This window comes from Thioclava sp. NS-SX20 (assembly GCF_057380695.1).
On record NZ_CM170816.1, the window covers coordinates 2,089,340 to 2,104,135 of the forward strand.

Annotated in this window: 12 protein-coding genes and 1 tRNA gene; 3 read left to right on the forward strand and 10 right to left on the reverse strand. The window is 59.7% G+C overall.

The window, feature by feature from the left end; translation table 11 throughout:
- Window positions 1–27: 27 nt before the first annotated feature.
- The 9 genes from rpoB to tuf all read right to left on the reverse strand — a co-directional run bounded on the left by rpoB (window position 28) and on the right by tuf (window position 9,483).
- Window positions 28–4,164, reverse strand: a complete 4,137-nt coding sequence (rpoB, locus tag AC2ISB_RS10230) for a DNA-directed RNA polymerase subunit beta (protein ID WP_339108100.1) — start codon at window positions 4,162–4,164, stop codon at window positions 28–30.
- 240 nt (window positions 4,165–4,404) lie between these two features.
- A complete protein-coding gene (gene rplL / locus AC2ISB_RS10235) occupies window positions 4,405–4,776 on the reverse strand; it encodes a 50S ribosomal protein L7/L12 (protein WP_339108101.1) in 372 nt (123 codons plus the stop codon).
- A gap of 72 nt (window positions 4,777–4,848) precedes the next feature.
- Window positions 4,849–5,361 (reverse strand): 50S ribosomal protein L10, encoded by a 513-nt coding sequence (gene rplJ, locus AC2ISB_RS10240; RefSeq protein ID WP_339108102.1) that lies wholly within the window; start codon window positions 5,359–5,361, stop codon window positions 4,849–4,851.
- 337 nt (window positions 5,362–5,698) lie between these two features.
- Window positions 5,699–6,397, reverse strand: a complete 699-nt coding sequence (rplA, locus tag AC2ISB_RS10245) for a 50S ribosomal protein L1 (RefSeq protein WP_339108103.1) — start codon at window positions 6,395–6,397, stop codon at window positions 5,699–5,701.
- Window positions 6,398–6,400: 3 nt separating this feature from the next.
- Window positions 6,401–6,853 (reverse strand): 50S ribosomal protein L11, encoded by a 453-nt coding sequence (gene rplK / locus AC2ISB_RS10250; protein ID WP_339108104.1) that lies wholly within the window; start codon window positions 6,851–6,853, stop codon window positions 6,401–6,403.
- Window positions 6,854–6,937: 84 nt separating this feature from the next.
- Window positions 6,938–7,480, reverse strand: a complete 543-nt coding sequence (gene nusG / locus AC2ISB_RS10255; RefSeq protein WP_339108105.1) for a transcription termination/antitermination protein NusG — start codon at window positions 7,478–7,480, stop codon at window positions 6,938–6,940.
- Window positions 7,481–7,682: 202 nt separating this feature from the next.
- The gene (gene secE / locus AC2ISB_RS10260; protein WP_339108106.1) at window positions 7,683–7,865 is read right to left on the reverse strand and encodes a preprotein translocase subunit SecE; all 183 of its coding nucleotides are present in this window, start codon (window positions 7,863–7,865) and stop codon (window positions 7,683–7,685) included.
- A gap of 117 nt (window positions 7,866–7,982) precedes the next feature.
- Window positions 7,983–8,058, reverse strand: a tRNA-Trp gene (locus AC2ISB_RS10265).
- Between the two features lie 249 nt (window positions 8,059–8,307).
- Entirely contained in the window at window positions 8,308–9,483 is a 1,176-nt protein-coding gene (gene tuf, locus AC2ISB_RS10270; RefSeq protein ID WP_339108092.1) for an elongation factor Tu, read from the reverse strand.
- Between the two features lie 412 nt (window positions 9,484–9,895).
- Between tuf and AC2ISB_RS10275 the strand changes: the two genes are divergently transcribed.
- The gene (locus AC2ISB_RS10275) at window positions 9,896–10,747 is read left to right on the forward strand and encodes a DUF533 domain-containing protein (RefSeq protein WP_406721236.1); all 852 of its coding nucleotides are present in this window, start codon (window positions 9,896–9,898) and stop codon (window positions 10,745–10,747) included.
- An 89-nt stretch (window positions 10,748–10,836) separates the two neighbouring features.
- Here AC2ISB_RS10275 and parC read toward each other — a convergent pair whose 3' ends face one another.
- Window positions 10,837–13,095 carry a DNA topoisomerase IV subunit A gene (gene parC, locus AC2ISB_RS10280; RefSeq protein WP_486574917.1) on the reverse strand — a complete coding sequence of 753 codons (2,259 nt, stop codon included), beginning with the start codon at window positions 13,093–13,095 and terminating at the stop codon, window positions 10,837–10,839.
- Between the two features lie 203 nt (window positions 13,096–13,298).
- Between parC and AC2ISB_RS10285 the strand changes: the two genes are divergently transcribed.
- Both AC2ISB_RS10285 and AC2ISB_RS10290 read left to right on the forward strand, forming a co-directional pair.
- A complete protein-coding gene (locus AC2ISB_RS10285) occupies window positions 13,299–13,808 on the forward strand; it encodes an SH3 domain-containing protein (protein WP_486574918.1) in 510 nt (169 codons plus the stop codon).
- Between the two features lie 112 nt (window positions 13,809–13,920).
- Complete coding sequence (locus AC2ISB_RS10290) at window positions 13,921–14,760, forward strand: SDR family NAD(P)-dependent oxidoreductase (protein ID WP_339108110.1); 840 nt, start codon at window positions 13,921–13,923, stop codon at window positions 14,758–14,760.
- The last annotated feature ends 36 nt before the right edge of the window (window positions 14,761–14,796 follow it).

Below are 14,796 nucleotides of genomic sequence, written 5' to 3' on the forward strand. Positions count from 1 at the left end.
GCGGGGGAAAGTAAGGGGGAGGCCCCCTTACTCGTCATCCTCCGCATCCAGGAGTTCCATGTTGAGGCCAAGGCCCCGGACCTCTTTGACGAGAACGTTGAAGGATTCCGGCACGCCGGCTTCAAAGTTGTCCTCGCCCTTGACGATCGATTCATAGACCTTCGTCCGGCCTGCCACGTCATCCGACTTGACGGTGAGCATCTCTTGCAGGGTGTAGGCGGCGCCATAAGCTTCCAGAGCCCAGACCTCCATCTCCCCGAGACGCTGACCACCGAACTGCGCCTTACCACCCAGCGGCTGCTGGGTAACAAGCGAGTACGGACCGGTCGAACGCGCGTGCATCTTGTCGTCGACGAGGTGGTGAAGCTTCAGGAAGTACTTCACACCCACCGTGACCTTACGAGCGAATTGCTCACCGGTCCGACCGTCGAAGACCACCGACTGACCCGAAGTGTCGAAGCCCGCACGACGCAGCGCGTCATTGATGTCTTCTTCCTTCGCACCGTCGAAGACCGGCGTGGCAATCGGAACCCCCGTGCGTACGGTCTCTGCCGCTTCCACGAAACGCTCGTCTTCCATCTCGGCGAAGGCGTCCTCATAGGTCTCGTCGCCATAGCCATAGCGCATCGCTTCGCGCACCGGCGTCAGATCGCCCGACTTGCGATAGTCTTTCAGCGCCTCGTCGATGCGAAGGCCCAGACCGCGCGAGGCCCAACCCATATGGGTTTCAAGGATCTGACCGACGTTCATCCGCGAAGGCACGCCCAGCGGGTTCAGAACGAGGTCGACCGGCGTACCATCGGCCAGGAACGGCATGTCTTCAGCCGGAACGACTTTCGACACAACACCCTTGTTCCCGTGGCGGCCTGCCATCTTGTCGCCTGCCTGAAGCTTGCGCTTCACAGCCACGAAGACCTTGACCATCTTCATCACGCCCGGAGGCAGATCGTCGCCCTGACGGACTTTCTCGACCTTGTCTTCGAAACGCAGATCCAGCGCCTTCTTCTGCGCCTCGTACTGGTCGTTCAGAGCCTCGACTTCTTTCGCGTCGGCTTCGTCTTCCAGTGCGAGCTGCCAGTATTGGCCGCGCGACAGGGTTGCCAGCAGGTCAACCGTGATCTCGGAACCCGGCTTGATGCCTTTGGGGCCCTTGACCGCAGTCTTGCCGATGATCATCGAACGCAGACGGGCGTAGATGTTGCGCTCGAGAATGGCGAGCTCGTCATCGCGGTCGCGACCCAGACGTTCGACTTCCTCACGCTCGATCTGCAGCGCACGTTCGTCCTTGTCCACACCATGACGGTTGAAGACGCGGACTTCCACGATGGTCCCATAGGCACCCGGCGGCAGACGCAGCGAGGTATCGCGCACGTCGGACGCTTTCTCACCGAAGATGGCGCGCAGAAGTTTTTCTTCCGGCGTCATCGGGCTTTCACCCTTCGGCGTGATCTTACCGACAAGAATGTCACCCGGGCCGACTTCGGCACCGATATAGACGATACCGGCTTCGTCGAGGTTGCGCAGGGCTTCCTCACCGACGTTCGGGATATCGCGGGTGATCTCTTCCGGACCAAGCTTCGTATCGCGGGCCGCAACTTCGTATTCATCGATATGGATCGAGGTGAACACGTCGTCTTTGTGGATACGCTCGGAGATCAGGATCGAGTCTTCGTAGTTGTAGCCATTCCACGGCATGAAGGCCACGACCACGTTCCGGCCGATGGCCAGATCGCCGTGATCGGTGGAGGGACCGTCAGCGATAACCTGACCCTTCACGACCGACTCGCCCACTTTCACCAGCGGGCGCTGGTTGATGGTGGAGGATTGGTTCGAACGTTTGAACTTGCGCAGACGATAGATGTCAACGCCCGGATCGCCCGGCTCGAGGTCTTCGGTCGCACGGATAACGATACGTGCCGCATCGACCTGGTCGATGATGCCCGAACGGTCCGCCGAGATCGCAGCCCCCGAATCGCGCGCCACGGTCGCTTCCATACCGGTGCCCACGAAGGGTGCTTCGGCACGGATCAGCGGCACGGCCTGACGTTGCATGTTCGCCCCCATCAGGGCGCGGTTCGCGTCGTCGTTTTCAAGGAACGGAATCAGTGCCGCACCGACCGAAACAAGCTGTTTCGGCGAAACGTCGATCAGATCGACCGCTTCGTTCGGGTTGAGCATGAATTCGCCGCCCTGACGGGTCGAGACGAGTTCGTTCTTGAAGCGGCCTTCCTCGTCGAGGTCAGCGTTTGCCTGAGCCACGGTGTGGCGCATCTCTTCGGTAGCCGACATATAGACCACGTCATCCGTGACCTTGCCGTCTTCAACCTTGCGATACGGGGTTTCGATGAAACCGTATTTGTTCACACGGGCGAAGGTTGCCAGCGAGTTGATCAGACCGATGTTCTGACCTTCCGGCGTTTCAATGGGACACATCCGGCCATAATGGGTCGGGTGAACGTCGCGCACCTCGAAGCCTGCACGTTCACGCGTCAGACCGCCCGGGCCGAGGGCCGAGAGACGACGCTTGTGCGTGACTTCCGAAAGCGGGTTGGTCTGGTCCATGAACTGCGACAGCTGCGAGGAGCCGAAGAATTCACGCACAGCCGCCGCTGCCGGTTTCGCGTTGATCAGATCCTGCGGCATCACGGTGTCGATCTCGACCGAGGACATACGTTCCTTGATCGCACGCTCCATGCGCAGCAGACCGACGCGATACTGGTTTTCCATCAGCTCGCCGACCGAACGGACACGACGGTTGCCGAGGTGGTCGATATCGTCGATCTCGCCCTTGCCGTCGCGCAGCTCCACCAGACCCTTGATGCAGGCCACGATATCTGCCGGACGCAGCGTCCGTTGGGTATCGGGGGCATCCAGATCCAGACGCATATTCATCTTCACGCGGCCAACAGCGGAAAGATCGTAACGCTCGCTGTCGAAGAACATCGAATCGAACAGATTCGACGCGGCCTCGACGGTCGGCGGCTCGCCCGGACGCATGACGCGGTAGATATCCATGAGCGCGCCATCGCGGTTCATGTTCTTATCGGCTGCCAGCGTGTTACGGATATAGGGACCGACATTGACGTTATCGATGTCCAGCACCGGAATCTCGGTGATGCCATTATCGATCAGGGTCTTGACCGAACCACCCACCAGATCGCCATCGCGGTCATATTCCGCGGTCAGCTCGTCGCCTGCTTCGATATAGATGAAGCCGGTCTGGTCGTTGACGATATCCTTGGCGCAGAAGCGACCCAGAATATGGTCGAAGGGCACCAGAAGATCGGTGATCTGACCTTCGTCCTTGATCTTCTTGACCATACGCGGGGTCATCTTGTCGCCCGCTTTGCAGATCACTTCGCCCGAATCCGCATCGACCAGATCATAGGTCGGACGGGTGCCACGCACACGATCGGGGAAGAATTTGGTGACCCAGCCCTGACGCCCTTTGGAGGTGTAGGTTACAGTGTCATAATAGGCATCCATGATGCCTTCCTGATCCATACCAAGCGCATAGAGCAGCGTCGTCACCGGCAGTTTCCGGCGGCGGTCGATCCGTGCGAACACGAGGTCTTTGGCGTCGAATTCGAAATCGAGCCACGACCCGCGATACGGAATGATCCGGCATGCGAACAGCAGCTTGCCCGAGGAATGGGTCTTGCCGCGGTCATGGTCGAAGAACACGCCCGGGCTACGGTGCATCTGGCTAACGATAACCCGCTCGGTCCCGTTCACGACGAAGGTCCCGTTTTTGGTCATCAGGGGCATGTCGCCCATGAACACGTCTTGTTCCTTGATGTCCTTCACGGAACGCGCACCGGTGTTCTCGTCGACATCGAATACGATGAGGCGCAGGGTGACCTTCAGCGGGGCGCTGTAGGTCATGTCGCGCTGCTGGCATTCCTCAACGTCGTATTTCGGCTTTTCGAGCTCGTATTTCACGAACTCCAAAATCGCATTATCATTGAAATCTTTGATCGGGAAAACCGACTGGAAAACACCCTTGATGCCTTCGCCATCCAGATGCCCCTCCCCTTCGCCGGAGCGCAGGAACAGATCATAGGATGCTTTTTGAACCTCGATGAGGTTCGGCATTTCGAGGACTTCGCGGATCTTACCGTAGTAGCGGCGAATGCGCTTTTGACCAACGTAAGCTTGAGCCATGCTCGTCGTCACCTTTCGTCTTTTCGCGTGCGGCGCAATGTCGGGGCCCATTGCGCAACGCCTGGCGATAAGGGGGGCGGCTCCATACCTGCCAACCGTCCCACCGGTCAGCTCCCGAGCCGCGAACGCCGCCTTGGAGAACACTTTTCAGCAAAAGCACTCTCCGAGACAGGTTCGGCTGGGCCCGGAAACTCCGGACCCAGCCTAGTGTCAAACTCGATGCATACGCACCGAACCCAATTACTTGAGTTCGACTTTTGCGCCTGCTTCTTCGAGCTTTTTCTTGATTTCTTCGGCTTCCGCTTTGTTGGCGCCTTCTTTGACTTTGCCGCCGCCTTCAACGAGTTCTTTGGCTTCTTTCAGGCCAAGACCGGTGATACCGCGAACTTCTTTGATGACGTTGATTTTCTTGTCACCAGCGTCAACCAGAACGACGTCGAATTCGTCTTTTTCTTCAGCCGCTTCAGCAGCTGCTGCCGGGCCAGCCATCATGACGGCGCCACCGGCTGCCGGCTCGATGCCGTACTCGTCTTTCAGGATGGTTTTCAGCTCTTGCGCTTCCAGCAGCGTCAGAGCAACGATTTCTTCGGCGAGTTTTTTCAGATCAGCCATTTTACTCAGTTCCTAAGATTTGGGTTTTCCAACGTCGGGCTTCAAGCCACAACGAAGGCCATAACAGTTTGCTTACGCAGCTTTCTCTTCGATGGTCGAGAGAATGCCCGCGATGTTCGAAGCAGGCGCGCCAATGGCACCGGCGATGTTCGAAGCGGGTGCACCCAGGCACGACACGATCTGAGCGATAAGCTCTTCACGCGACGGCATAGCTGCAACGGCTTTAACACCGGCGACGTCAAGTGCATCATTCCCCATAGCGCCGCCGAGGATCGAGAGTTTCTCGTTCCCTTTGGCGTATTCCACGATCACTTTCGCAGCTGCGACCGGATCTTCGGAATAGGAAAGCACAGTCATGCCCGTGAGGTACTGAGCGATGCTTTCGCACGGCTTGTCCGCAAGGGCGATCTTGGCGAGCTTGTTCTTGGCAACGCGCACAGACCCGCCCGCTTCACGCATTTTCGCGCGCAGGTCCTGCATTTCAGCAACCGTCAGGCCTTCGTAGTGGGCAACCACCACGACGCCAGAGCTTTCGAAGATCTGGCCGAGCTCGTCGACCACTTTCTCTTTCTGGGCTCTATCCACAGTTACACTCCAAGTTGGGAGGTTTGACCCTCCGGCTCATTTTGCCGGGGCAGCTGCCCCGACTCGGGGTCCGCAACGGTCCGTCCAAGATCACCTTTGGGGCTTCATGCAAAGCACCTTGGAAATCTGGTCCTTCCCGTCTCAGGCAGGATTTATCAGGTTCGCACCCCACCCACCGTCTCGGACGAATCGTTCCACCATGACCATCAGGCCAGAGGTGCAACAGGCTGCGTTCCTACACCGTCACGCAACACTTGTGAAGCTTTAATTTTCGCTCAACATATAAAAAGAAAGGGCGGCCCGAAGACCGCCCCTCCCCTATTTTTCCGGACCGTGCTTAGTTGCCGGTTGCCGAAGTCAGGTCGATCGACACGCCCGGACCCATAGTCGAGGAGATCGAGACCTTTTTCAGGTAGTTGCCTTTTGCACCAGCCGGTTTGGCTTTTGCAACAGCTTCCACGAACGCGCGAACGTTCTGTGCCAGCTGCTCTTCCGAGAAGGACACCTTGCCGATGCCGCCGTGGATCACACCGGCTTTTTCGACTTTGAACTGGACTTCACCACCTTTGGCAGCTTCCACGGCCGCTTTCACGTCCATGGTCACGGTGCCGACTTTGGGGTTCGGCATCAGGTTGCGCGGGCCGAGGATCTTACCCAGACGGCCGACGATCGGCATCATGTCCGGGGTCGCGATGCAGCGATCGAATTCGATCTTGCCCGACTGGATGGTTTCCATCAGGTCTTCTGCGCCAACGATGTCCGCGCCTGCAGCCTTGGCTTCGTCAGCTTTCGGGCCACGTGCGAAAACAGCAACACGAACCGTTTTACCGGTGCCGTTCGGCAGGGTCACAACGCCACGGACCATCTGGTCTGCGTAACGCGGATCAACGCCAAGGTTCATTGCGATTTCGAGCGTCTCGTCGAATTTTGCTTTTGCATTGGTTTTCACCAGTGCAACTGCGTCCTCGACGGTGATCAGTTCTTTGCCTGCGAATGCTTCGCGTGCGGCTTTGGTGCGTTTACCGAGCTTTGCCATGACTTAGCCTTTCACCTCGATACCGATCGACTTCGCGGAGCCGAGGATGATGTTCATCGCGCCTTCGATGTCGTTGGCGTTCAGGTCCGACATTTTCGCTTCCGCGATCTGACGGACTTGGGCTGCGGTGATGGTGCCTGCAACTTCACGACCCGGTGCAACCGACCCCTTCGGGCGGTTACGCTTGCCAACCGGCTTCAGGCCAGCAGCTTGCTTGATGAAGAAGGACGCGGTCGGTTGCTTCACTTCGAAAGTGAACGACTTGTCGGCATAGTAGGTGATGACCGTCGGGATCTTCGCCTGCTTGTCCATCTCCTGCGTCTTGGCGTTGAACGCCTTGCAGAATTCCATGATGTTGATGCCGCGCTGACCCAATGCGGGGCCGACGGGCGGGGACGGGTTCGCGGAACCCGCTGCGATTTGCAGCTTCAGCTGCCCAACCACTTTCTTAGCCATTTGGCTGCTCCTTCATCACTCTGCCCCGAAGGGCAAGTTTAGTGGTCACGGCGCGGGCTCATTCCCGACACCTCCCACACTCGCTCAGGCGATTTTCTGCACCTGAGTGAATTCCAACTCGACCGGGGTCGGACGACCGAAAATCGACACCGTCACTTTCAGGCGGCTCGCAACGTCGTCAACTTCCTCGACCATCCCCGAGAAGCCCTCGAAAGGCCCGTCGGTCACATTCACATTCTCACCCACCTCGAAGGTGATCAGGCTGCGCGGCTCGGCCTTCTCGGCCGAAGCGCTCCCACCGCGGTTCAGCATGCGGTTCACTTCCGCATCCGACATCGGCATCGGCTTGCCCTGATGGCCAAGGAAGCCCGTCACGCGGTTGGTCGAGTTGATCAGGTGATAGCCCTGATCGGTCATATCCATCCGCACCAGCACATAGCCCGGCATGAAGCGGCGCTCCGAGGTGACTTTCTTGCCACGGCGCACTTCGATCACTTCTTCGGTCGGAACGAGAACTTCTTCGATCTCGTCCTCAAGGCCCTTCTCGGCAACGGACTGCCGGATCTGCTCGGCAACCTTCTTCTCGAAATTCGAGAGAACCATCACCGAATACCAACGCTTCGCCATGCTCGAGCCTGCCTTTTCCTCATTCGACGCCCAAGACGCCGCGAATTCCCATTTTGTCGCGCCGTTGCCTTGCGGCCCGACCCCGACACCGAAACAAAACGAGCGCGCACGATCCGAATCGATGCACGCCCTTTTCCGGAGAGTCATGCTCCCATACAGACGTCGCAGGGCTTTTTCAAGCCCGCTCCACCCTATTGGAAGATCAGCCGATCAGCTGGCCGACTCCCAGTCGAATTACGAAATCGACCCCCGAGAAGAACAACGCCGTCAGCGCCGTCAAGACGAGAACCATAACCGAGGTCAGCACCACCTCGCGACGCGACGGCCAAGAAATCTTGCCGGTTTCCGAACGCACCTGCTGCAAGAACCGAAGGGGATTTGCCATTATGCCATCTTCCTCTAGTCGCCCGAAACAGGCTGGCTACATTCACGCGCCGCTACACTCCTGTAGCGCCGACCGTCACCAGCCCGCCAACATGAGCACTTCATCGAAGGAAAGGACTGGCAGGGGCAGAGGGACTCGAACCCGCGACCCTCGGTTTTGGAGACCGATGCTCTACCAACTGAGCTATACCCCTAGGCCGTGAGCGGGAGATACAGACCCCCAAGAGGGAAATCAAGAGACATTTTCAAGGAATCGCTCCTCGGTGTCATTTTCTTCCCCGCCACAGGTCAACCCTTTCCAGCTGCTTGAAATATCCCGGGGTGAATTGGGGCCGCCCCGGCCCCAAGAGGGGCAGCGCCCCTCCCCCGCCAGACCACAAGGGGCGCAAAGCAAAAGGGCGGCCCAAAGGCCGCCCTTCCGTATCGCGCATTCTCCCGAAGGATTATGCGAGGATTTTCGACACAACGCCTGCGCCAACGGTACGACCGCCTTCGCGGATTGCGAAGCGCAGACCGTCTTCCATTGCGATCGGTGCGATCAGTTCGACTTCGAACTTCAGGTTGTCGCCCGGCATAACCATCTCGGTGCCTTCCGGCAGCGTAACGGTCCCGGTGACGTCCGTGGTGCGGAAGTAGAACTGCGGACGGTAGTTCGCGAAGAACGGCGTGTGACGGCCACCTTCCTCTTTGGTGAGGATATAGGCTTCTGCTTCGAACTTGGTGTGCGGCTTGACCGAACCCGGCTTACACAGAACCTGACCACGCTCGACGCCTTCACGGTCGATACCGCGCAGCAGGGCGCCGATGTTGTCGCCTGCTTCACCACGATCCAGCAGCTTGCGGAACATTTCCACACCGGTGCAGGTCGTTTTCTTGGTGTCGCGGATACCAACGATTTCCAGTTCGTCGCCAACGTTGATCACGCCGCGCTCGACACGACCGGTCACAACGGTACCACGGCCCGAGATCGAGAACACGTCTTCGATCGGCATCAGGAAGGGCTGGTCAACAGCACGTGCCGGGGTCGGGATGTATTCGTCGACAGCTGCGATCAGCTCACGGATCGAGTTCTCGCCGATTTCCGGATCGCGACCTTCCAGAGCGGCCAGAGCCGAACCCTTGATGATCGGAATATCGTCGCCGGGGAAGTCGTAGGACGACAGAAGTTCACGAACTTCCATTTCCACCAGTTCCAGCAGCTCTTCGTCATCCACCTGGTCAACCTTGTTCAGGTAAACGACCATGTAGGGGATGCCAACCTGACGGCCCAGCAGGATGTGCTCGCGGGTCTGCGGCATCGGGCCGTCAGCTGCGTTCACAACCAGGATCGCGCCGTCCATCTGTGCCGCACCGGTGATCATGTTTTTCACATAGTCAGCGTGGCCGGGGCAGTCGACGTGCGCGTAGTGGCGGGTTTCCGACTCGTACTCGACGTGTGCGGTCGAGATGGTGATGCCGCGTGCTTTTTCTTCCGGTGCGCCGTCGATCTGGTCGTAGGCTTTGAAGTCACCGAAATATTTGGTGATTGCAGCGGTCAGCGTGGTTTTACCGTGGTCAACGTGGCCGATGGTGCCGATGTTGACGTGCGGTTTGTTACGTTCAAACTTTTCCTTTGCCATCTCGCGGGACGCCTCTGGTTTGGGGGGCCGGCTGAAGGCCCGTGACAATATCGCGGGCTAGATATTTCCCCACAGCAGAAAAATCAAGCGGGATAAGTGCATTCGCGCGGCTTTCAGCCATAGTTTTCCTGCCGGAGCATACAGAAGCTTCCCGCGCCGTCTTCCCAACGGGGTCCGCCGTCATCGGCCAAGCGCGACAAAAGCGCACGGCAGGGCCGAACCCTGCGTCAGGAAGATTGCACAAAATGTGAAATCCGGCATGATATTTGTGCAAATTGTTCATTTCATACGCTCGAGTGGCGAATTCTTGCGTAGCCCGCAAGTCACAGTCCCACAGGAGAGGAACCCCTCCCCCTGACTTTTCGTAAGCTACGTCATACACTCGTCATATCTGATACTGCAGGAGGCCATCATGTCATTCGTCGGAACACTCGCCAAAGTTGCCTTGGGAATGTCCCAAGCAAAAGGCGGCTCCAATCTTGCCCGTGCGGGCAGGGGTGAGATTGGTGGCTCTGGTGGTCTCTTGAATGGTGACGTTGACGGCACCGGCGAAGAGCGCATTGCCAATCTGCTGGGCGGCAAAGTGAATCACCTCGGCCAGTTCAGCGGCAACAGCATGGGCGCCATGCTGGAACGTCTGGGCCGCAGCGCCTCGCTGGTGCGCCATCGCTCCAGCTCTGCCGGCAGTGGCGGAATGAGCGATGCGATCTCGCAACTGTCGCGCAATATGTGCGGCGCGCGTGGCGGGCTTGGCAAATTGCTGGAACAGCTCTCCGATGCGACCAGCAGTGAATGTCTGGGCAAGACACCGGCGCAGCGCGTCACCTCGGAACGATCCTTCGGTGAAGAGCTGAACTCGGCTTTCGCCAGCGGTGCAGAACCGTGGAAAAAGCCCTCCCCCGCGCAGAATGTCGCGGCCGCTGTTCTGGTGAAAGCACTGCTGCAATCCGCCAAGGCCGATGAGGTCATCGACCAGACCGAGCGTGAAAGACTTCTGTCCAAGCTTGACGGCATGCATGGCGAAGAACGCGCCTTTGTCAAACACGTGCTGGAGGCCCCTATCGATATCGAGCGCCTGACCTCGAAGATCCCGTCGGGTCTGGAGCCGCAGGCCTATGCCGTGTCGGTAATGGCCGCAGACCCTGACTGTGCGAAAGACACCGCTTACCTCGAAGAATTCGCAAATGCGCTCGGTCTGCCCGAGGCCGTCATCGAAAAGGTCCATACCGAGCTGGGCGTTGCCCCTCTGGCCGTGGCCGCCTGATCCACCGGACATCAACGAAAAGGCGGCCCGAAAGGCCGCCTTTTTTATGGCTCATGCGGTAAAGGGGCACCGTGACGCCCCCTCCCCGATCAGTTGAACTTATTGTCGCGCGGGAACCCGCGCGGGGCCATACGCCCCGCCGTCGCCCGCTTGGCTTCCCATTCCGAAAGATCTGTCTCGGTACGGGTGCGCCCTGCCGGATCCTTCCAGCTCAGGCCCTCGGCGGCTGTGAACGTGCGGATGTCGGACAGGCCGCCATCCTTGTATTTCTGCAGGCGCACGCCCTTGCCCTTCGCCATTTCAGGCAGCTCGCCCAGCGGGAAGACAAGCACCTTGCGGTTCTCTCCCACCACGGCCACCATATCCCCAGACACCGGCACACAGGCCGCGGTCTGGTCAGGGGCTTTCACATTCAGCACCTGCTTGCCGCTCTTGGTCTGGGCGATCAGCTCTTCTGCCGGACAGATGAACCCATCCCCCGCCGTCGAGGCCAGCAGATATTTCTCGCCCTCTTTCGGCACCAGAACATGGGTGATCTCCACCTCGTTCGGGATATCGGCCATCAGACGGACCGGCTCGCCCATACCCCGCCCGCCGGGCAGATTGGCCCCCAGCACGGTATAGGCACGACCATTCGCGCCCAGCATCACAATGCGGTCGGTCGTCTCGGCATGCAGCGCAAAGCGCGGGCCATCGCCATCCTTGAACTTCACTTCGGCATCAAGCGCATTATGGCCCCGCATCGCGCGGATCCAGCCCATCTGCGACAGGATCACGGTGATCGGCTCGCGCTCGATCATCGCTTCGATCGGTACCTCCTCGACCTCGCCCGCATCGGCAAAGCTGGTGCGGCGGGCACCAATCGCAGTCCCCTTGCCGAATTGCTTGCGCATATCCTTCAGCTCGGTGCCGATGGCCTTCCACTGCAGCTTCTCCGAGCCCAGAAGCTCTTCAAGACCTGCCCGTTCGGCCAGAAGGTTATCGCGTTCCTGCCGCAGCTCCATCTCTTCGAGACGGCGCAAGGACCGCAGGCGCATATTCAGGATCGCCTCGGCCTGCACTTCCGTCAGGAAGACAGTCGCGCCATCGGTCACGGCCCAATTCTCGCGCATAAGCGCGGGCTTGGCCTCATCCTCGGTGCGGATGATCTCGATCACGCGGTCAAGGTTGAGATAGGCGATGATATAGCCGTTCAGGACCTCAAGGCGGTGGGCGATCTTGTCCAGACGATGCTGCGAACGACGGCACAGCACATCGCGGCGGTGATCCAGAAACGCCCGCAGCACCTCCTTGAGCGAGCAGACCTTGGGCACCCGCCCGTCGATCAGCACGTTCATATTCATCGAGAACCGGACCTCGAGATCCGAATTCTTGAACAGCATGCCCATCAGCATCTCGGGCGCGACCGTCTTGGTCTTGGGCTCGAGCACAATGCGCACATCCTCGGCGGATTCATCGCGCACATCGGCCAGCGCAGGCACCTTCTTGGTCTGGATGACCTCGGCCAGACGCTCGATCAGCTTGGATTTCTGCACCTGATAGGGGATCTCGGTGACAATCACCTGCCATTGGCCGCGACCAAGGTCCTCGATCTCCCATTTCGCCCGCAGACGGAACGCGCCGCGCCCGGTGCGATAGGCGGTCAGGATATTCTCGCGCGGCTCGACGATCACGCCGCCCGTCGGGAAATCTGGGCCCGGGATAAAGTCGATCAGCGCGTCATCCTCGATCGCGGGCTTGGCAATCATCGCCAGACAGGCCTCGACCAGCTCGTCAAGGTTATGCGGCGGGATATTGGTCGCCATCCCCACGGCAATCCCCGAAGCCCCATTGGCCAGCAGGTTCGGGAAGGCGGCGGGCAGAACCACCGGCTCTTCCAGCGTGCCGTCATAATTGGGGCGGAAATCGACGGCGTTCTCGGCCAGCCCTTCCAGCAGGCTTTCCGAGGGCTTGGCCATCCGCGCCTCGGTATAGCGCGAGGCGGCGGGGTTATCGCCGTCGATATTGCCGAAGTTACCCTGACCGTCGACCAGCGGATAGCGCATGGCGAAATCCTGCGCCAGACGCGCCATCGCATCATAGATCGCCGCATCGCCGTGAGGGTGATAGTTGCCCATCACGTCACCGGAAATCTTGGCCGACTTCCGGAAGCCCCCCGTCGAGGACAGTTTCAATTCGCGCATCGCATAAAGAATGCGGCGATGCACGGGTTTCAGCCCGTCTCGTGCATCGGGCAGCGCCCGGTGCATGATCGTGGATAGCGCATAGGTCAGATACCGGTCGCCGATTGCACGGCTTAACGGCTCGGAGGACAGCGCCGAAGGAATCTCATCATCATGCTCGCTCATGGGCCAAATCTCTAAAGCGGCAGCGGCTTTCGGTCCAGCCGCAATTTCAAACTGCTGCGGAACCCGAACGGCCTTGACGCGTTAGCCCCGAAAGCGCAATCACGGGCATGTTATCATCCGTGGGTTCTGCCAGACCCGCGGACAGGGGGAATTGTTAAATGTTGAAATTGACGTTCAATACGTTAGTCGCTCTTTTTTTAGTCATGGTGATTGCGGGCCGCGAGGACAAACCGGCACAGATCGCAAAGGCACCGGCCACAGGCGCGCAGGCTGCAAGCGGGCTGATCCAAGCCGCCGTGTTGACCGATGGAACGGTGAATGCCGCGCTTGTCACCCCTGCGGCGGCAGCCACGGTCCCGCAAGACGCCGCCGCGCCGGTACATACGCCGAAATCCGCCGCCATTACCCGCGCCTTTCCGAAACCGATGCCCGGCCCTGCCCTGCGCAGCTCGCCCGAGTATCGCGACCTCCATGCCGAGGCAGCCAGCACCTTTGGTCAGGAGACTCCGGCCGATATGCAGGTCTGGCGGGTGACGGCCGGCGCGCTCAATGTGCGGTCGGGGCCTGCGGCCTCGTATCAGCGCGTCGATGGGGTCACACGCGGCGAGGAAGTCCAGATGATTGCCCAGAACGGCGGCTGGGCAAAAATCCGCATCGAAGGCGATGGCATCGAGGGATGGGTGTCCAAACGCTTCCTCTCGCCCGCCAATTAATCCGCCGTTCCAGACAGCAGGCACAAGGCCGCAGTCCCACAGGCTGCGGCTTTTTCTTGCGCCCCTGTGCAGGAGTGCCTACGCAGTTTCCGTCATTTCAAGGAGAACCGGCATGGCCAAAACCATCCTGATCACAGGCTGCTCTTCCGGCATCGGCTATGATGCGGCGCATGGGCTGAAAGCGGCAGGCTGGACCGTGATCGCCAGTGCCCGCAAACCCGAAGACTGCGACAGGCTGCGTGCCGAGGGACTGCAATGCGTGCAACTGGACATGGCCGACCCCACCTCTATCGCACGCGGTTTCGCACAGGCCCTGGAGCTGACCGGCGGGCGGCTGGATGCGCTTTACAACAATGCGGCCTTCGCCTGCCCCGGTGCCGCCGAAGACCTGCCCGCAGGCGCACTGCGCGAGATCTTCGAGACCAACCTCTTCGGCCTGCATGATCTGACCTGCCGCGCGATCAAGGTGATGCGCCAGCAGGGCGAGAATGGCGAGGGGCGTATTCTGCAATGTTCCTCGGTGCTTGGCCTAGTGGGCGTGCGCTGGCGGGCGGCCTATGTGTCAACAAAATTCGCCCTTGAGGGGCTGACCGATGTGATGCGGCAGGAAATGAAGGACACCGGCATCAAGTTCGTGCTGATCGAACCCGGCCCCATTACCTCCCGCATCCGCGCCAATTCGATCCCGCATTTCGAACGCTGGATCGACTGGCGCGCCTCGCCGCGCCGCGCACAATATGAAGCGAGCCTGCTCAAACGCCTTTATGAACCCAAACAGGGCCCCGACAGATTCGAGCTTCCGGCCTCTGCCGTGACACGGAAAATCCTGACCGCGCTCACCGCACAGCATCCACGCGCACGCTATGCGATCACGGTTCCGACCCATATTATGGCCATTGCCCGCCGATTTTTGCCGGTGCGTGCCCTTGATTGGCTTGCAAGCAAAGGTTGACGCCCTAAGATGCGCCCGACGTAACACCCTGTTCGG